This is a genomic window from Cellulomonas sp. IC4_254 (assembly GCF_011603975.1).
GTDB lineage: Bacteria > Actinomycetota > Actinomycetes > Actinomycetales > Cellulomonadaceae > Cellulomonas.
Window position 1 is genome coordinate 1 of record NZ_JAANNB010000077.1, and the last position, 16,081, is coordinate 16,081.

The window sequence follows — 16,081 nt, forward strand, 5'->3', positions numbered from 1 at the left end:
GGCCAGGGGCGGGCCCGGAGGGGTTCGGGCGATATCGTGGTGGTCCGCGGACCACCACGAGTCCGCGCAGGCCTCACCGGAAGCGCTCGGAGCCTCCGCACGGGCTCGGAGCCACCGGGAGCGCGCGGAGCCTCCGAACGGACTCGGAGCCTCCGAGGGGCCGTGATCACGCGGGTGTGATGCACGTCCGGTTGGACCTTTCGGGTCCCGGCTGGCACACTAGACAAGTTGCCCGACGACGGGGGTGTCTGCGCGCGTGCGCTCGGACGCCCCGACGAGCGGGCACGGGACGCGTGCGAGTCCAGCTCACAGCCCGGGGTCACCCGGCGTCGGACTCATCACCAAACGAACGACCTCGTCCCGGCCGGCGCGCGCCCTGCGCACCCGGACGGGACCGGCGCTGAGGAACGTCGCGAAAAGCGACACGCCCGAGCGCGGGGGTCGGACTCCAGTAGTTCGAGAGAGAGAAGCAGACGACGCCATGGCGGGACAGAAGATCCGCATCCGGCTCAAGTCCTACGACCACGAGGTCATCGACAGCTCGGCGCGCAAGATCGTCGACACGGTGAGCCGCGCTGGTGCGACGGTCGTGGGCCCGGTGCCGCTCCCGACGGAGAAGAACGTCTTCGTCGTCATCCGGTCGCCCCACAAGTACAAGGACAGCCGCGAGCACTTCGAGATGCGCACGCACAAGCGGCTCATCGACATCATCGATCCCACGCCGAAGGCGGTCGACTCGCTCATGCGTCTCGACCTGCCCGCGGACGTGAACATCGAGATCAAGCTCTGACGCTGGGAAGGAACTGATTTCATGGTTACCCAGCAGAACGCGCGCCCCGTCACGGCGGTGCTCGGCACGAAGCTCGGCATGACGCAGGTCTGGGACGACAACGGTCGTCTCGTCCCCGTCACCGTCGTCTCGGTCGGCACCAACGTCGTGACCCAGGTGCGCTCCGCTGAGGCCGACGGCTACGCCGCGGTGCAGCTGGCCTACGGCCAGGTGGACCCGCGCAAGGTCACGAAGCCGCTGAAGGGCCACTTCGAGAAGGCCGGGGTCACCCCCCGCCGGCACGTGGCCGAGATCCGGACGCCGGACGCCGCCGAGTACACGCTCGGCCAGGAGATCACCGCCGAGGCCTTCGCGGCCGGCGCGCTGGTCGACGTCATCGGCACCACCAAGGGCAAGGGCACCGCCGGTGTCATGAAGCGTCACGGCTTCTCCGGCGTCGGCGCCTCGCACGGTGCGCACCGCAACCACCGCAAGCCGGGCTCGATCGGTGGCGCCTCGACGCCGTCGCGCGTGTTCAAGGGCCTGCGGATGGCCGGTCGCATGGGCGCCGCCCGTCAGACCACCCAGAACCTGACCGTCCACGCGGTCGACGCCGAGAAGGGTCTGCTGCTGCTCAAGGGCGCGGTTCCGGGCCCGAAGCGGGGCGTCGTCGTCGTGCGTACCGCCGTGAAGGGGGCATGAACCTCATGTCCGAGACGCTGACCGTCGACGTGCTCGACGCCCAGGGCAAGAAGGCCGGCACGGCCGACCTGCCCGGTGAGGTGTTCGACGCGCAGACGAACGTCCCGCTGATCCACCAGGTGGTCGTCGCCCAGCTCGCCGCCGCGCGCCAGGGCACCCACGACACCAAGACCCGCGGCGAGGTCCGCGGTGGTGGCAAGAAGCCGTACAAGCAGAAGGGCACCGGCCGCGCCCGCCAGGGTTCGACCCGTGCGCCGCAGTTCGCCGGCGGTGGCACCGTCCACGGCCCGACCCCGCGCGACTACTCCCAGCGGACCCCGAAGAAGATGAAGGCCGCGGCGCTCCGCGGTGCTCTCTCGGACCGCGCCCGCGCCGGCCGCGTCCACGTCGTCACCGGTTTCGGTGTCAACGAGGCGCCGTCGACCAAGGCCGCGCTGCAGGTCCTGGACACGCTGTCCGGCCGCAAGCACGTCCTCGTGGTCGTGGAGCGCGCGGACGAGCTGGCCTGGAAGTCGCTGCGGAACGTCGAGCGGGTCCACCTGCTCGTCGCCGACCAGCTCAACACCTACGACGTGCTCGTCTCCGACGACGTCGTGTTCACCCAGGGCGCGCTCGACACGTTCCTCGCCGGTCCCGTCAAGGGCCGCGGCGCGACCGCCGTCGCGACGTCGTCCGAGGCCGAGGAGGACGCCAAGTGACCGCCGTCGCCAAGGACCCCCGCGACATCCTGATCGCGCCGGTCGTCTCCGAGAAGAGCTACGGGCTGCTCGACGAGGGCAAGTACACCTTCATCGTCGACCCGCGCGCGAACAAGACCGAGATCAAGATCGCCGTCGAGCAGGTCTTCTCGGTCAAGGTCGACTCCGTGAACACGATCAACCGCAAGGGCAAGACGCGGCGGACGAAGTCGGGCATCGGCAAGCGCAAGGACACGAAGCGCGCGATCGTCACCCTCCGCGAGGGCACGATCGACATCTTCGGCGGACCGGTCGGCTGACCGGGCCCGAGAGCAGATTGAGGACAGATCCCCATGGGAATCCGTAAGTACAAGCCGACGACGCCGGGGCGCCGCGGCGCGAGCGTCGCCGACTTCGTCGAGATCACGCGCTCCACGCCGGAGAAGTCTCTGGTCCGCCCGCTGCACAAGACCGGTGGTCGCAACTCGACCGGCCGCGTCACCATGCGGCACCAGGGTGGTGGCCACAAGCGCGCCTACCGCGTGATCGACTTCCGTCGTCACGACAAGGACGGCGTGCCGGCCAAGGTCGCGCACATCGAGTACGACCCGAACCGCACGGCGCGCATCGCGCTCCTGCACTACGCGGACGGCGAGAAGCGCTACATCATCGCGCCGAACAAGCTGAAGCAGGGCGACGTCGTCGAGAACGGCGCCGGTGCCGACATCAAGCCCGGCAACAACCTGCCGCTGCGCAACATCCCGACCGGTACCACGATCCACGCGATCGAGCTCAAGCCGGGTGGCGGCGCCAAGATCGCCCGCTCCGCGGGTGCCTCGGTGCAGCTGGTCGCGAAGGACGGGCCGTACGCGCAGCTCCGCATGCCGTCCGGCGAGATCCGCAACGTCGACCTGCGCTGCCGCGCCACGGTCGGCGAGGTGGGCAACGCCGAGCAGTCGAACATCAACTGGGGCAAGGCCGGCCGCATGCGCTGGAAGGGCAAGCGCCCCTCGGTCCGCGGTGTCGCGATGAACCCGATCGACCACCCGCACGGTGGTGGTGAGGGCAAGACGTCCGGTGGTCGTCACCCGGTGAGCCCCTGGGGCCAGCCGGAGGGCCGCACGCGTCGTCCGAACAAGCCGAGCGACAAGCTCATCGTCCGTCGCCGCCGCACCGGCAAGAAGCGCTGATAGGGAGCCGGGAGATATGCCTCGCAGCCTGAAGAAGGGGCCCTTCGTCGACGGGCACCTGCAGAAGAAGGTCGACGTGCAGAACGCCGCCGGCACCAAGAACGTCATCAAGACGTGGTCGCGTCGTTCGATGATCACCCCGGACTTCCTGGGCCACACGTTCGCGGTGCACGACGGCCGCAAGCACACGCCGGTGTTCGTGACGGAGTCGATGGTCGGGCACAAGCTCGGCGAGTTCGCCCCGACGCGCACGTTCCGCGGCCACGAGAAGGACGACCGGAAGGGCCGTCGCCGCTGACCCCCGGGTCAGCTGAGCGACTGCCCTGACGGCAGAGACAGAAGGCAGGACAGCAATGGAAGCCAAGGCGAAGGCGCGGTTCGTCCGCGTCACGCCCCAGAAGGCCCGGCGCGTCGTGGACCTCATCCGTGGCAAGCAGGCCGGCGAGGCCGTGTCGACGCTGAAGTTCGCGCCGCAGGCCGCGGGCGAGACGGTCCTCAAGGTCGTCGAGTCCGCGATCGCGAACGCCCGCGAGGGCGCCAAGCGTGCCGGTGAGCGCTTCGACGAGGGCAACCTCTACGTGGCCGAGGCGTTCGTGGACGAGGGTCCGACGCTGAAGCGGTTCCGCCCCCGGGCGCAGGGCCGCGCGAGCCAGATCCTCAAGCGCACGAGCCACATCACCGTGGTCGTCGCCGAGCGTGAGACGAAGGGAAGGGCCTGACAGTGGGACAGAAGGTCAACCCGCTCGGGTACCGCCTGGGCATCACGACCGACCACCGCTCGCGGTGGTTCGCCGACTCGACCAAGCCGGGTCAGCGGTACCGCGACTACGTCCGCGAGGACGTCCAGATCCGCAAGCTCATGAGCACGGGTCTCGAGCGCGCGGGCATCGCGAAGGTGGAGATCGAGCGCACGCGTGACCGCGTCCGCGTCGACATCCACACCGCGCGCCCGGGCATCGTCATCGGCCGCCGCGGCGCCGAGGCGGACCGCATCCGCGGTGAGCTCGAGAAGCTCACGGGCAAGCAGGTGCAGCTCAACATCCTCGAGGTCAAGAACGCCGAGATCGAGGCTCAGCTGGTCGCGCAGGGCATCGCCGAGCAGCTGGCGAGCCGCGTGTCCTTCCGTCGTGCGATGCGCAAGGGCATGCAGTCCGCGCAGCGCGCCGGCGCCAAGGGCATCCGCGTGCAGGTCTCCGGCCGCCTCGGCGGCGCGGAGATGAGCCGCACGGAGTTCTACCGCGAGGGTCGGGTGCCGCTGCACACGCTCCGCGCGAACATCGACTACGGCTTCTTCGAGGCCCGCACGACCTTCGGCCGCATCGGCGTGAAGGTCTGGGTCTACAAGGGCGACATGACCGAGCGCGACTTCGCCCGCGAGCAGGCCACGCAGGCCCCGCGTCAGTCCCGCGGCCCCCGTGGGGACCGTGGCGACCGCGGCGGCGACCGTGGCCCGCGCGGCGGCGGCCGCCGGAACGAGCGGACCGAGGCCCCCGCGGCCGAGGCCACCGCTGCTCCGGCCGCCGAGGCGACGACCGCTCCTGAGACCGGAACGGAGGCCTGAGCCGTGCTGATCCCGCGCAGGCTGAAGCACCGCAAGCAGCACCACCCCGGGCGCTCCGGCGCCGCGACCGGTGGCACCGCGATCTCGTTCGGCGAGTTCGGCATCCAGGCTCTGGAGCCGGCCTACGTCACGAACCGCCAGATCGAGGCTGCTCGTATCGCGATGACCCGCCACATCAAGCGTGGCGGCAAGGTCTGGATCAACATCTACCCGGACCGTCCGCTCACCAAGAAGCCGGCCGAGACCCGCATGGGTTCCGGTAAGGGTTCGCCGGAGTGGTGGATCGCCAACGTCAAGCCCGGCCGAGTGATGTTCGAGCTCGCCGGCGTCCCGGAGCCCCTGGCTCGCGAGGCCATGCGCCGCGCGCAGCACAAGCTCCCGATGAAGACCCGTTTCGTGGTTCGCGAGGGTGGTAACTGATGGCTATCGGCACCAAGGACCTGGCTCCCACCGAGCTGGACGCCTTCGACGACGAGCGCCTCGTGGCCGAGCTGAAGAAGGCCAAGGAGGAGCTGTTCAACCTGCGCTTCCAGTCGGCCACCGGTCAGCTCGAGAGCCACGGCCGCCTCAAGGCCGTGCGTCGCGACATCGCCCGGATCTACACGATCCTGCGCGAGCGCGAGCTCGGCATCCGGACCGCGCCCAGCGCGAGCGAGTGAGGACTCGATGAGCGAGAACACGAACGACGCTGCCGCCACCGCTGCTGTGACGCACCTGACCGCGCGTCCCTACCGCAAGACGCGGCGCGGCTACGTGGTCAGCGACAAGATGGACAAGACCGTCGTGGTCGAGGTCGAGGACCGGGTCAAGCACCCGCTCTACGGCAAGGTCATCCGGCGGACCAGCAAGGTCAAGGCGCACGACGAGGCCAGCACGGCCGGCGTCGGTGACCTGGTCCTCATCATGGAGACCCGCCCGCTCTCCGCCACCAAGCGGTGGCGTCTGGTGGAGATCCTCGAGAAGGCGAAGTAAGGCTCGCGCCTTCTTGTCCACTATCCGTTCGGCCAGGCTCGCCGTGTGCGAGAACCGGCAGACGACAGGAGTTAGTCAATGATTCAGCAGGAGTCGCGACTTCGGGTCGCCGACAACACGGGTGCGAAGGAGATCCTCTGCATCCGCGTTCTCGGTGGTTCGGGCCGTCGCTACGCCGGTATCGGTGACGTGATCGTCGCCACCGTCAAGGACGCGATCCCGGGCGGCAACGTCAAGAAGGGCGACGTCGTCAAGGCGGTCGTCGTGCGCACCCGCAAGGAGCGCCGGCGCGTGGACGGCTCGTACATCAAGTTCGACGAGAACGCCGCGGTGATCCTCAAGAACGACGGTGAGCCCCGTGGTACGCGCATCTTCGGCCCGGTGGGCCGCGAGCTGCGCGACAAGAAGTTCATGAAGATCATCTCGCTGGCGCCGGAGGTGCTCTGACATGGCGAAGATCAAGAAGGGCGACCTCGTGGTCGTCATCTCCGGCTCCCGCAAGGACCGGGGCAAGCAGGGGCGCGTCCTCGAGGTCCTCACGGACCGCGACCGCGTGCTCGTCGAGGGCATCCACCGCATCACGAAGCACACCAAGGTCGGCCAGAGCCAGCGCGGCTCCCGCACCGGTGGCATCGAGACGGTCGAGGCCCCCATCCACATCAGCAACGTGATGCTGGTCGACCCGGAGACCAAGCGTGGTACCCGGGTCGGCTACCGCACCGAGCAGGTCGAGCGCGACGGCCGGACCCGCACCGTTCGGGTCCGCGTCGCCAAGCGCTCCGGTAAGGACATCTGATGACCGCCACCGACGAGACGACGCGCGCCTACCCGGTCCCGCGCCTGAAGGTCCGGTACAACGACGCCATCCGCACGGCGCTCCGCGAGGAGTTCTCCCACGAGAACGTGAACCAGGTCGCGCGCCTGGTGAAGGTCGTCGTGAACATGGGTGTCGGCGACGCGGCCAAGGACTCGAAGCTGATCGAGGGCGCCATCCGCGACCTCCAGCAGATCACGGGTCAGAAGCCGCAGGTCACCAAGGCCCGCAAGTCCATCGCGCAGTTCAAGCTGCGCGAGGGCATGCCGATCGGCGCGCACGTCACGCTGCGCGGCGACCGTGCCTGGGAGTTCCTGGACCGCCTGCTGTCGACCGCGCTGCCGCGCATCCGCGACTTCCGCGGGCTCTCGGCCAAGCAGTTCGACGGCCACGGCAACTACACCTTCGGTCTGACCGAGCAGTCGATGTTCCACGAGATCGACCAGGACAAGATCGACCGGGTCCGCGGCATGGACATCACGGTGGTCACCACCGCGACGACGGACGCGGAGGGCCGGGCGCTGCTCAAGCACCTGGGCTTCCCCTTCAAGGAGGACTGACATGGCGAAGACCGCCCTGATCAACAAGGCCGCGGGCAAGCAGAAGTTCGCCGTGCGGGCCTACACCCGGTGCCAGCGCTGCGGGCGTCCGCACTCCGTGTACCGCAAGTTCGGCCTGTGCCGGATCTGCGTGCGCGAGATGGCCCACGCGGGCCAGCTCCCCGGTGTGACCAAGAGCAGCTGGTAAACAACGACGTCGCAGGTCCGCGGCGCGCCGCCCCCCGGGGCGGCCGCCGCGGAAACCACGGCGAGGAAGGGCGATAGCCCCCATGACGATGACCGACCCGATCGCAGACTTCCTGACGCGTCTGCGCAACGCGAACTCGGCGCACCACGACACGGTGACCATCCCGTACTCGAAGCTGAAGTCGCACATCGCGGAGATCCTGCAGGCCGAGGGCTACATCTCCGGCTGGACCACCGAGGACGCCCGCGTGGGCAAGAACCTCGTGGTCGAGCTGAAGTACGGCCCGAGCCGCGAGCGTGCGCTCGCCGGCATCAAGCGCGTGTCGAAGCCCGGCCTCCGGGTGTACGCGAAGTCGACCAACCTGCCGAAGGTCCTCGGTGGCCTGGGCGTGGCGATCCTGTCCACGTCCTCCGGTCTCCTGACGGACAAGCAGGCCGCCAAGAAGGGCGTGGGTGGGGAAGTCCTCGCCTACGTCTGGTAAGTCCGAGACGGAAAGGAGCTAGCCAATGTCTCGTATCGGCAGAATCCCCGTTTCGGTCCCGGCCGGCGTGGATGTTTCCATCAACGGCGCCGTCGTGACGGTGAAGGGCCCCAAGGGCACCCTCACGCACACGGTCGCGTCGCCCATCGAGGTCGCCCGCGACGACGAGGGGGCCCTCGTGGTCACCCGTCCGAACGACGAGCGCCTCTCGCGGTCGCTGCACGGCCTCACGCGCACCCTCCTGGCGAACCTCGTCACCGGCGTCACCGCCGGCTACGAGAAGAAGCTGGAGATCGTCGGCACCGGTTACCGCGTGACGGCCAAGGGTGACGCGCTCGAGTTCGCGCTCGGCTTCAGCCACCCGGTGTCCGTGACGCCGCCCGCCGGCATCACCTTCGCCGTCGAGTCCCCGACCAAGTTCTCGGTCGCGGGCATCGACAAGCAGCAGGTGGGCGAGGTCGCCGCGAACATCCGCAAGATCCGCAAGCCCGAGCCGTACAAGGGCAAGGGCGTGCGCTACGCGGGCGAGAACGTCCGCCGCAAGGTCGGAAAGGCTGGTAAGTGAGCCATGGCGATCACCATCATCGGTAAGGGCAAGTTCAAGGCCCGCAAGCGCCGCCACCTCCGGCTGCGCAAGAAGGTCGCCGGCACCGCCGCGCGTCCGCGCCTGGTCGTCACCCGGTCGAACCGCAACCTCGTCGCGCAGGTCGTCGACGACGCCGTGGGCCGCACCCTGGTCTCCGCCTCGACCCTCGAGGCGGACCTGCGGGGCGCCGAGGGCGACAAGACGGACAAGGCCCGTCGCGTCGGCGAGCTGATCGCCGAGCGAGCCAAGGCGGCCGGCATCGACGCGGTGGTCTTCGACCGCGGCGGCAACAAGTACCACGGGCGTGTGGCCGCAGTGGCCGACGCCGCCCGCGAGGGCGGTCTGGCGCTGTGACGACGACCATTCCCGCATCGAAGAAGAGGATCCACTGATGGCTGCTCCTCAGCGCAGCAACACGGGCGCTCCCCAGGGCCAGGGCGGCGGTGACCGTCGCGACGGCGGTCGTCGTGACGGCCGCCGGGGCGACGCCGCCGAGAAGAGCGCGTTCCTCGAGCGCGTCGTCTCCATCAACCGCGTCGCCAAGGTCGTCAAGGGTGGCCGTCGCTTCAGCTTCACCGCCCTGGTCGTCGTCGGCGACGGCGACGGCACGGTCGGTGTCGGCTACGGCAAGGCCAAGGAGGTGCCCGCGGCGATCGCCAAGGGTGTCGAGGAGGCGAAGAAGAACTTCTTCCGCGTCCCCCGCATCCAGGGCACCATCACCCACCCGATCCAGGGTGAGGCCGCCGCCGGTGTCGTCTTCCTGCGTCCCGCGTCGCCGGGTACCGGTGTGATCGCCGGTGGTCCGGTGCGTGCGGTGCTCGAGTGCGCCGGCGTCCACGACATCCTGTCGAAGTCCCTCGGCTCCTCCAACGCGATCAACATCGTGCACGCCACGGTCGCCGCGCTGAAGGGTCTCGAGGAGCCGGCCGCCGTCGCCGCGCGCCGTGGTCTGCCGCTCGAGCACGTCGCCCCGGCGCCGCTGCTCAAGGCGCAGGCCGCGGGTCGTGCCGCGAAGACGGAGAAGGTGGGTGCCTGATGGCTCGCCTGAAGGTGACCCAGACCAAGTCCGCCATCGGCGGCAAGCAGAACCAGCGCGACACGCTGCGCACCCTGGGCCTCAAGCGGATCGGCGACGTCGTCGTCAAGGAGGACCGTCCTGAGATCCGCGGCATGGTCAAGACGGTGACGCACCTGGTCGCGGTCGAGGAGGTGGAGTGACGATGGCGGAGAAGGAGACCGAGAAGGTCGAGGAGACCGCTGCCGCGGCTCCGAAGGCCACGCGCGCCAAGAAGGCGGCGGCGACCGAGTCGTCCGCCGCCGAGAAGCCGGCCCGCAAGGCCCCGGCCCGCACGACCAAGGCGAAGGCCGAGGCCGAGGCGGCTGCCGAGGAGAAGCCGGCTGCGAAGGCGAAGGCCCCCAAGGCCGCCGCCGCCAAGGCCGACAAGGCCGAGGCGAAGGCGACCGAGGGTGCCGGCGGCACGCTCAAGGTGCACCACCTGCGTCCGGCCCCGGGTGCCAAGACCGCCAAGACCCGCGTGGGTCGTGGTGAGGCGTCCAAGGGCAAGACCGCCGGTCGTGGTACCAAGGGCACCAAGGCCCGGTACCAGGTGCCGGAGCGCTTCGAGGGCGGGCAGATGCCGCTGCACATGCGGCTGCCCAAGCTCCGCGGCTTCAAGAACCCGTTCCGGGTCGAGTACCAGGTCGTGAACCTGGACAAGCTGTCGGCGCTGTACCCCGACGGCGGCGACGTCACGGTGGCGGACCTGGTCGCGAAGGGCGCGGTCCGCAAGGGCCAGCCCGTCAAGGTGCTCGGCACCGGCGAGCTCACGGTGAAGGTGGCCGTGGCCGTCGACGCGTACTCCGGTTCGGCCAAGGAGAAGATCCTGGCCGCCGGCGGCAGCGTCGCGCAGGACTGATCCCAGACGAACGGGGTCGGCGAGGGCTCCACGCCCCGCCGGCCCCGTTCGGCTTTTCCCCGGGTGACCGGGCCGGACCCGGCCCGCGACCCCGCCGTCACGACGGCCGCACGGCCGCGGGGCGATGCCCACCCAGGGACGGAAGTCCGTTAGGGTGCGGCAGGGCGTCGGGCGCCGCGGTGCGCCCCGACCCGACGACGGACCGGCGCGCGGCGCGCCGGCCGCCTCGACGACATCCCGCTTCGGCGGAGCAGGAGGACACGTGCTCAGCGCATTCGTGCGGGCGTTCAGGACACCCGACCTGCGGCGCAAGCTGCTGTTCACCATCGGCATCATGGTGATCTTCCGGATCGGCTCGTTCCTGCCGACGCCCGGCGTGTCCTACCCGAACGTGCAGATCTGCATCGACCAGGGCGAGTCGAACACGCTGCTCGGCCTGGTGAACCTGTTCAGCGGCGGTGCGCTGCTGCAGCTGTCGGTGTTCTCGCTCGGGATCATGCCGTACATCACCGCGAGCATCATCATCCAGCTGCTGCGCGTGGTGATCCCGCGGTTCGAGGCCCTGCACAAGGAGGGCCAGTCCGGCACCGCGAAGCTCACGCAGTACACGCGGTACCTGACGATCGGCCTCGCCGTCCTGCAGTCGACGACCGTGATCATCACGGCGCGCAACGGCCAGCTGTTCCAGGGCTGCTCCGTGGACGTCATCCCGGACGACAGCATCGTGACGACGCTGCTCATGATCATCACGATGACCGCCGGTACCGGCCTCATCATGTGGCTGGGCGAGCTCATCACCGAGCGCGGCGTCGGCAACGGCATGTCGCTGCTCATCTTCACGTCGATCGCCGCGTCCTTCCCGGGCGCGATGTGGTCGATCGCGGGCGGCTCCGGCGGCATCGGCGCGTTCCTCGTGATCATGGCGATCATCGTCCTGGTCATCGCGCTGGTCGTCTTCGTCGAGCAGTCCCAGCGCCGGATCCCGGTGCAGTACGCCAAGCGCATGGTGGGGCGCCGCACCTACGGCGGGTCGTCCACCTACATCCCGATCAAGATCAACATGGCCGGCGTCATCCCGGTGATCTTCGCGTCGTCCCTGCTGCAGGTCCCCGCGCTGCTCGCCGGATTCGGCGACCAGACGGCCGGCTGGAAGCAGTGGGTCGCGAACAACCTCGCCGCCACGGACGCGCCGCTGCACATCGCGCTGTACGTCCTGCTGATCATCTTCTTCTGCTACTTCTACACGGCGATCACGTTCAACCCGGACGAGGTCGCGGACAACATGAAGCGGTACGGCGGGTTCATCCCCGGCATCCGCGCCGGCCGTCCCACGGCCGAGTACCTGGACTACGTGATCACCCGCATCACGGCGCCCGGGTCCCTCTACCTCGCGCTGGTCGCGCTGATCCCGACGATCGCGTTCATCGTCCTGGGCGTCGGCACGAACATCCCGTTCGGCGGCTCGTCGATCCTCATCGTCGTGGGCGTCGGCCTCGAGACGGTGAAGCAGATCCAGTCGCAGCTCGAGCAGCGCCACTACGAAGGGTTCCTCCGATGAGCACCGCTCCGGCCGCCTCCGGCTCCACCGCCCGTCTCGTCCTGCTCGGCCCTCCCGGGGCCGGCAAGGGCACCCAGGCCGCGCGCCTGGCCGAGCGGCTCGGCGTCCCGGCGATCTCGACCGGCGACATCTTCCGCGCCAACATCAAGGGCGGCACCGAGCTCGGCCGCACCGCGCAGGAGTACACCGCGCGCGGCGAGCTCGTCCCGGACGAGGTCACCAACGCGATGGTGCGCGACCGGCTCGCGCAGCCGGACGCCGTGCAGGGCTTCCTGCTCGACGGCTACCCGCGCAACACCGCGCAGGTCGGCGAGCTGGACGCGATCCTCGAGGCGGACGGCCGTGCGCTGGACGCCGCGCTGGAGATCACCGCGGACTCCGACGTGGTCGTCGAGCGGCTGCTCAAGCGCGCCGAGATCGAGGGCCGCGCGGACGACACCGAGCCGGTGATCCGTCGTCGCCTGGACGTCTACGCCGAGCAGACCGCCCCGGTCTCCGGCCTGTACGCGGAGCGCGACCTGCTGGTCCGCGTGGACGGCATCGGCGAGGTCGACGAGGTGACCGAGCGCCTGCTCGCGGCCCTCGCCTCCCAGGTCGGCTGACCGGCGGGGGAGTCGTGTTCGGACGCGAGAAGATCGAGCTCAAGACGCCCGACCAGGTGCTGCTGATGCGGCGCGCGGGGCTCGTGGTGGCGGACGCCCTGGCGGCGGCCCGCGCGGCGGCGGTGCCCGGTGCGACGACCGCGGACCTGGACGCGGTCGCCGCCGCGGTGATCGCGGAGGCCGGCGCGCTGCCGTCGTTCCTCGGGTACTACGACTACCCGGCGACGATCTGCGTGTCGGTCAACGACGAGGTCGTGCACGGCATCCCGTCGGGCCGGGTGCTGCAGCCCGGTGACGTGGTGTCGATCGACTGCGGTGCGATCGTGGAGGGCTGGCACGGCGACTCGGCGCTCACCCTGGTGCTGCCCGAGGCCGACCCGGCCGACGTCGCGCTGGCGGACCTGACGGAGCGGGCGATGTGGGACGGCATCGCCGCGCTCGCCGGCGAGGGCGGCGGGATCGCCGACCGGCTGGCGGTCGTGGGCGACGCGGTGGAGGACGCCGTCGCGGCGGCCGACGCCGCGGTCAACGGCGGCGTGCCGTTCGGCATCGTGCAGGACTACGTGGGCCACGGCATCGGGTCTGCGATGCACCAGCCGCCGGACGTGCTGAACTACCGGTCCCGCGACCGCGGCCCGAAGCTGCGCGCCGGCATGTGCCTGGCGGTCGAGCCGATGATCACCCGCGGCGGGCACGCCACCGAGGTGCTCGACGACGACTGGACGGTCGTGACCGCGGACGGCGCCCGCGCCGCGCACTGGGAGCACTCGGTCGCGCTGCACGACGGCGGCATCTGGGTGCTCACGGCCGTCGACGGCGGCGCGGCGGAGCTCGCCGCGCGCGGCGTCACGGTCGCGCCGCTGGGCTGACGCCCGCCCCGGGCGCCCGATCCCAGGAGGAGCCATGAGGACGCTGGTGCTGGTGCACGGCCGGGCGCAGGAGCACAAGGACCCGCTCGCGGTGAAGCGGGAGTGGCTGGCCGCGCTCGACGAGGGCGCGCACCACGCCGGGCGACCCCTCGACCTCCCCGACGACCGGGTCCGGCTGCCCTACTACGGCCAGACGCTGTTCGACCTGGTCTCCGGCGACGCCGAGCACGCCGCGGAGGTCGTGGTGCGGGGCTCCGACGCCGGCCCGGACGCCGAGACGCTGTTCATCCGCGAGGCGCTGCTGGAGATCGCCGAGCACGCCGGCGTCGCCGAGGACGCCGCGCGCGAGGCGGGCGCCGACGGGCCGGTCGAGCGCGGTCCGATGAACTGGCGGTGGGTCCGCGCCACGCTCACCGCCCTGGACCGGCTGCCCAACGTCAGCGCCTGGTCGATCGCGCTCGCCACCCGGGACGTCTACCAGTACCTGCACAACGTCCGGGTCCGGGACGCCATCGAGGACGGGGTGCGCCAGGCGCTCGACGGCACGGACGGCGCGGTCGTCGTGTCGCACTCGCTGGGCACCGTGGTCGCCTACAACCTGCTGCGCCGGGAGGCCGGGCCGCGCGGCTGGGACGTGCCGCTCCTGGTGACCGTCGGCTCGCCGCTCGGCGTGACGAACATCAGCCGCACCCTGCGCCCGGTGTCCTGGCCGGCGCCCGTCGGCGCCTGGTTCAACGCCTACGACCCCGAGGACCTCGTCGCCCTGCACCCGCTGACCGCGCCGTGGTTCCCCGTCACCGGTGTCGACGACTACGGCAAGGTCGACAACCCGACGCCGAACCAGCACGGCATCTCCGGCTACCTGTCGGACGGCCGGGTCGCCGCCACGATCCTCGAGGCGCTGGAGGGGTGAGCAGCCGCGGAATGCGCTCGGCGGCCGTCGGGGCGCGGGCTAGCATCTCGCCCTTGTGAGCCGACTCGTCCAGACCGTCCTGCCCGCACGGCTGGGCGTCCCGTTCCGGTGGCTCATCGCGTCCTCGTGGACCAGCAACCTCGCGGACGGCATCGCCATCGCCGCGGGTCCCCTGCTCGTCGCCTCGCTGACCGAGGACGCGCGGCTGGTCGCGCTCGCCGCCACGCTGCAGTGGCTGCCCCCGCTGCTGTTCGGCCTGCTCGCCGGCGCGCTGGCCGACCGGTGGGACCGCCGGCGCATCGTCCTGGTGGTCAACGTCGTCCGGGCCGTCGTGCTGGGCGCGCTCGCGATCACGCTCGCGTCCGGGCACGTCACCATCGGCCTGGTGCTCGGGGCGCTGTTCCTGCTCGGCACCGCGGAGGTGTTCGCCGACAACGCCGCGCAGACCTTCCTGCCGATGCTGGTCGCCCGCGACGACCTGGCGCTCGCGAACTCCCGGCTCCAGGTCGGGTTCATCACCGTCAACCAGCTGGCCGGGCCGCCGCTCGGGGCCGCGCTGTTCGCCGCCGGGTGGCTGTGGCCGTTCGCCACGCAGGCGGTCGTCGTCCTCGCGGCGGCGCTGCTCGTCGCGAAGATCGCGCTGCCCGCGCACCCGCGCGAGCCGGGGACCCGCAGCCACCTCGGCCGGGACATCGCCGAGGGCTTCCGGTGGACGATGCGGCACGCCGCCGTCCGGACGCTCGTGCTCACCATCTTCATCTTCAACATCACCTTCGGCGCCGCGTGGTCGGTGCTCGTGCTGTACGCCACGCGGCGGCTCGGGCTCGGCGAGATCGGCTACGGCCTGCTCACCACGGTGAGCGCGTGCGGCGGACTCGCGGGTGGCGCGGCCTACGGCTGGATCACGCGGCGGGTGTCCCTGGGGAACCTCATGCGGATCGGGCTGGTCCTGGAGACGCTCACGCACCTCGGGCTCGCGCTGACCCGGCAGGCCTGGGTCGCCGTGGTGATCTTCTTCCTGTTCGGCGCGCACGCGTTCGTCTGGGGCACCACGTCGGTCAGCGTCCGGCAGCGGGCGGTGCCGCGCGCGCTGCAGGGGCGGGTCGGCAGCGTGAACACCGTCGGCGTGTTCGGCGGCCTCGTGGTCGGGTCGGCCGTCGGCGGCCTGCTCGCGGAGCGCTGGGGCGTGACGGCGCCGTTCTGGTTCGCGTTCGTGGGGTCGGCGCTGTTCGTCGTGCTGATCTGGGGGCAGCTCCGGCACGTCGCGCACACCGACGAGGCGACCGAGCCGCTCGCCGAGGACGAGGCGGCCGAGGCCGCGGCCGCCGACCCGGGCGCGGCGCGGGACGTCGCGGGTCCCGGCGGGGGGACGCACCCGCACTGAGGCGCCGCGGTCCGCGGGCTCGGGCCCGTCGCCCGTCGGCTCACCACCGGACCGCGTGGCACGGCTTCGGTGGACCCAGCCGCGTTCGGTGCTCCGGAGCACCGAACCGGGCGACGGGCACCGAACCCGCGAGACCTCGCGAGCGTCGGCACGCGCCGCTGGTGTCACGCGCGGCGGACGACCGCGCCGTCCAGCGGCACCGCCCGCACGCGTGGCACCCACGCGCCGCCCCCGACACGCTCGCGGTAGGCCCCGAACACGATCGGCAGCCCGTGCGCCCGCTCCGGGTCCGGGCCGTCCATCGCCTGCAGGTGCACGTGCGGCTCGGTCGCGTTGCCCG

The 16,081-nt window shown here is 71.0% G+C and carries 26 protein-coding genes; all 26 read left to right on the top strand.

All coding sequences use genetic code 11. The features are described 5' to 3' along the window. Positions 1-481: 481 nt before the first annotated feature. The 26 genes from rpsJ to G6556_RS09525 all read left to right on the top strand — a co-directional run bounded on the left by rpsJ (position 482) and on the right by G6556_RS09525 (position 15,741). Entirely contained in the window at positions 482-790 is a 309-nt protein-coding gene (gene rpsJ, locus G6556_RS09400) for a 30S ribosomal protein S10 (protein WP_122147693.1), read from the top strand. Positions 791-811: 21 nt separating this feature from the next. Then, a complete protein-coding gene (rplC, locus tag G6556_RS09405) occupies positions 812-1,471 on the top strand; it encodes a 50S ribosomal protein L3 (protein ID WP_166940691.1) in 660 nt (219 codons plus the stop codon). A gap of 5 nt (positions 1,472-1,476) precedes the next feature. Further along, positions 1,477-2,169, top strand: coding sequence for a 50S ribosomal protein L4 (gene rplD / locus G6556_RS09410; RefSeq protein WP_147796935.1), 693 nt, complete (start codon positions 1,477-1,479; stop codon positions 2,167-2,169). Then, on the top strand, positions 2,166-2,468 hold the full coding sequence (rplW, locus tag G6556_RS09415) for a 50S ribosomal protein L23 (protein WP_147794360.1): 303 nt from the start codon (positions 2,166-2,168) through the stop codon (positions 2,466-2,468). Before rplD ends, rplW begins: the two co-directional genes overlap by 4 nt. 33 nt (positions 2,469-2,501) lie before the next feature. Beyond that, positions 2,502-3,338, top strand: coding sequence for a 50S ribosomal protein L2 (gene rplB, locus G6556_RS09420; protein WP_147794359.1), 837 nt, complete (start codon positions 2,502-2,504; stop codon positions 3,336-3,338). 16 nt (positions 3,339-3,354) lie between these two features. After that, the gene (rpsS, locus tag G6556_RS09425; protein WP_147794358.1) at positions 3,355-3,636 is read left to right on the top strand and encodes a 30S ribosomal protein S19; all 282 of its coding nucleotides are present in this window, start codon (positions 3,355-3,357) and stop codon (positions 3,634-3,636) included. Between the two features lie 55 nt (positions 3,637-3,691). Continuing rightward, on the top strand, positions 3,692-4,057 hold the full coding sequence (gene rplV, locus G6556_RS09430) for a 50S ribosomal protein L22 (protein ID WP_147794357.1): 366 nt from the start codon (positions 3,692-3,694) through the stop codon (positions 4,055-4,057). A gap of 2 nt (positions 4,058-4,059) precedes the next feature. Then, on the top strand, positions 4,060-4,899 hold the full coding sequence (gene rpsC, locus G6556_RS09435; RefSeq protein ID WP_147794356.1) for a 30S ribosomal protein S3: 840 nt from the start codon (positions 4,060-4,062) through the stop codon (positions 4,897-4,899). 3 nt (positions 4,900-4,902) lie between these two features. Then, positions 4,903-5,319 carry a 50S ribosomal protein L16 gene (gene rplP / locus G6556_RS09440; RefSeq protein WP_122147685.1) on the top strand — a complete coding sequence of 139 codons (417 nt, stop codon included), beginning with the start codon at positions 4,903-4,905 and terminating at the stop codon, positions 5,317-5,319. Further along, a complete protein-coding gene (rpmC, locus tag G6556_RS09445; protein WP_109130752.1) occupies positions 5,319-5,558 on the top strand; it encodes a 50S ribosomal protein L29 in 240 nt (79 codons plus the stop codon). Before rplP ends, rpmC begins: the two co-directional genes overlap by 1 nt. A gap of 7 nt (positions 5,559-5,565) precedes the next feature. Next, complete coding sequence (gene rpsQ, locus G6556_RS09450) at positions 5,566-5,871, top strand: 30S ribosomal protein S17 (protein ID WP_166940693.1); 306 nt, start codon at positions 5,566-5,568, stop codon at positions 5,869-5,871. Between the two features lie 78 nt (positions 5,872-5,949). Beyond that, complete coding sequence (gene rplN / locus G6556_RS09455) at positions 5,950-6,318, top strand: 50S ribosomal protein L14 (protein ID WP_146838605.1); 369 nt, start codon at positions 5,950-5,952, stop codon at positions 6,316-6,318. A gap of 1 nt (position 6,319) precedes the next feature. After that, positions 6,320-6,667, top strand: a complete 348-nt coding sequence (gene rplX, locus G6556_RS09460; RefSeq protein ID WP_147794354.1) for a 50S ribosomal protein L24 — start codon at positions 6,320-6,322, stop codon at positions 6,665-6,667. Continuing rightward, positions 6,667-7,245, top strand: a complete 579-nt coding sequence (gene rplE, locus G6556_RS09465) for a 50S ribosomal protein L5 (RefSeq protein ID WP_166940695.1) — start codon at positions 6,667-6,669, stop codon at positions 7,243-7,245. The genes rplX and rplE overlap by 1 nt, the downstream gene beginning before the upstream one ends. A 1-nt stretch (position 7,246) precedes the next feature. Continuing rightward, positions 7,247-7,432, top strand: coding sequence for a type Z 30S ribosomal protein S14 (locus tag G6556_RS09470; RefSeq protein ID WP_122147680.1), 186 nt, complete (start codon positions 7,247-7,249; stop codon positions 7,430-7,432). A gap of 82 nt (positions 7,433-7,514) precedes the next feature. Beyond that, positions 7,515-7,913 (top strand): 30S ribosomal protein S8, encoded by a 399-nt coding sequence (gene rpsH / locus G6556_RS09475; protein ID WP_147794352.1) that lies wholly within the window; start codon positions 7,515-7,517, stop codon positions 7,911-7,913. Between the two features lie 25 nt (positions 7,914-7,938). After that, a complete protein-coding gene (rplF, locus tag G6556_RS09480; RefSeq protein ID WP_166940697.1) occupies positions 7,939-8,478 on the top strand; it encodes a 50S ribosomal protein L6 in 540 nt (179 codons plus the stop codon). A 3-nt stretch (positions 8,479-8,481) separates the two neighbouring features. Next, positions 8,482-8,853 (top strand): 50S ribosomal protein L18, encoded by a 372-nt coding sequence (gene rplR / locus G6556_RS09485; protein WP_154728255.1) that lies wholly within the window; start codon positions 8,482-8,484, stop codon positions 8,851-8,853. A 37-nt stretch (positions 8,854-8,890) separates the two neighbouring features. Next, positions 8,891-9,535, top strand: a complete 645-nt coding sequence (gene rpsE / locus G6556_RS09490) for a 30S ribosomal protein S5 (protein ID WP_147794349.1) — start codon at positions 8,891-8,893, stop codon at positions 9,533-9,535. Then, positions 9,535-9,717: a 50S ribosomal protein L30 gene (gene rpmD / locus G6556_RS09495; RefSeq protein ID WP_146838591.1), complete on the top strand. Its 183-nt coding sequence runs from the start codon at positions 9,535-9,537 to the stop codon at positions 9,715-9,717. Before rpsE ends, rpmD begins: the two co-directional genes overlap by 1 nt. 2 nt (positions 9,718-9,719) lie before the next feature. Beyond that, positions 9,720-10,415 carry a 50S ribosomal protein L15 gene (gene rplO / locus G6556_RS09500; protein WP_166940699.1) on the top strand — a complete coding sequence of 232 codons (696 nt, stop codon included), beginning with the start codon at positions 9,720-9,722 and terminating at the stop codon, positions 10,413-10,415. Between the two features lie 262 nt (positions 10,416-10,677). Next, positions 10,678-11,973, top strand: a complete 1,296-nt coding sequence (gene secY / locus G6556_RS09505) for a preprotein translocase subunit SecY (protein ID WP_166940701.1) — start codon at positions 10,678-10,680, stop codon at positions 11,971-11,973. After that, complete coding sequence (locus tag G6556_RS09510) at positions 11,970-12,575, top strand: adenylate kinase (protein WP_166940703.1); 606 nt, start codon at positions 11,970-11,972, stop codon at positions 12,573-12,575. The genes secY and G6556_RS09510 overlap by 4 nt, the downstream gene beginning before the upstream one ends. 14 nt (positions 12,576-12,589) lie before the next feature. Beyond that, entirely contained in the window at positions 12,590-13,444 is an 855-nt protein-coding gene (gene map, locus G6556_RS09515; RefSeq protein WP_166940705.1) for a type I methionyl aminopeptidase, read from the top strand. A 34-nt stretch (positions 13,445-13,478) separates the two neighbouring features. Further along, entirely contained in the window at positions 13,479-14,357 is an 879-nt protein-coding gene (locus tag G6556_RS09520) for a hypothetical protein (protein ID WP_166940707.1), read from the top strand. Positions 14,358-14,412: 55 nt separating this feature from the next. Next, on the top strand, positions 14,413-15,741 hold the full coding sequence (locus G6556_RS09525) for an MFS transporter (protein ID WP_166940709.1): 1,329 nt from the start codon (positions 14,413-14,415) through the stop codon (positions 15,739-15,741). Positions 15,742-16,081 lie beyond the last annotated feature (340 nt).

Bases quoted from the DNA above. Each gene is read 5' to 3' on its own strand.
- rpsJ (WP_122147693.1), top strand. From the start codon at position 482: ATGGCGGGACAGAAGATCCGCATCCGGCTCAAGTCCTACGACCACGAG.
- rplC (WP_166940691.1), top strand. From the start codon at position 812: ATGGTTACCCAGCAGAACGCGCGCCCCGTCACGGCGGTGCTCGGCACG.
- rplD (WP_147796935.1), top strand. From the start codon at position 1,477: ATGTCCGAGACGCTGACCGTCGACGTGCTCGACGCCCAGGGCAAGAAG.
- rplB (WP_147794359.1), top strand. From the start codon at position 2,502: ATGGGAATCCGTAAGTACAAGCCGACGACGCCGGGGCGCCGCGGCGCG.
- rpsS (WP_147794358.1), top strand. From the start codon at position 3,355: ATGCCTCGCAGCCTGAAGAAGGGGCCCTTCGTCGACGGGCACCTGCAG.
- rplV (WP_147794357.1), top strand. From the start codon at position 3,692: ATGGAAGCCAAGGCGAAGGCGCGGTTCGTCCGCGTCACGCCCCAGAAG.
- rpmC (WP_109130752.1), top strand. From the start codon at position 5,319: ATGGCTATCGGCACCAAGGACCTGGCTCCCACCGAGCTGGACGCCTTC.
- rpsQ (WP_166940693.1), top strand. From the start codon at position 5,566: ATGAGCGAGAACACGAACGACGCTGCCGCCACCGCTGCTGTGACGCAC.
- rplN (WP_146838605.1), top strand. From the start codon at position 5,950: ATGATTCAGCAGGAGTCGCGACTTCGGGTCGCCGACAACACGGGTGCG.
- rplX (WP_147794354.1), top strand. From the start codon at position 6,320: ATGGCGAAGATCAAGAAGGGCGACCTCGTGGTCGTCATCTCCGGCTCC.
- rplE (WP_166940695.1), top strand. From the start codon at position 6,667: ATGACCGCCACCGACGAGACGACGCGCGCCTACCCGGTCCCGCGCCTG.
- G6556_RS09470 (WP_122147680.1), top strand. From the start codon at position 7,247: ATGGCGAAGACCGCCCTGATCAACAAGGCCGCGGGCAAGCAGAAGTTC.
- rpsH (WP_147794352.1), top strand. From the start codon at position 7,515: ATGACGATGACCGACCCGATCGCAGACTTCCTGACGCGTCTGCGCAAC.
- rplF (WP_166940697.1), top strand. From the start codon at position 7,939: ATGTCTCGTATCGGCAGAATCCCCGTTTCGGTCCCGGCCGGCGTGGAT.
- rplR (WP_154728255.1), top strand. From the start codon at position 8,482: ATGGCGATCACCATCATCGGTAAGGGCAAGTTCAAGGCCCGCAAGCGC.
- rpsE (WP_147794349.1), top strand. From the start codon at position 8,891: ATGGCTGCTCCTCAGCGCAGCAACACGGGCGCTCCCCAGGGCCAGGGC.
- rpmD (WP_146838591.1), top strand. From the start codon at position 9,535: ATGGCTCGCCTGAAGGTGACCCAGACCAAGTCCGCCATCGGCGGCAAG.
- rplO (WP_166940699.1), top strand. From the start codon at position 9,720: ATGGCGGAGAAGGAGACCGAGAAGGTCGAGGAGACCGCTGCCGCGGCT.
- G6556_RS09510 (WP_166940703.1), top strand. From the start codon at position 11,970: ATGAGCACCGCTCCGGCCGCCTCCGGCTCCACCGCCCGTCTCGTCCTG.
- G6556_RS09520 (WP_166940707.1), top strand. From the start codon at position 13,479: ATGAGGACGCTGGTGCTGGTGCACGGCCGGGCGCAGGAGCACAAGGAC.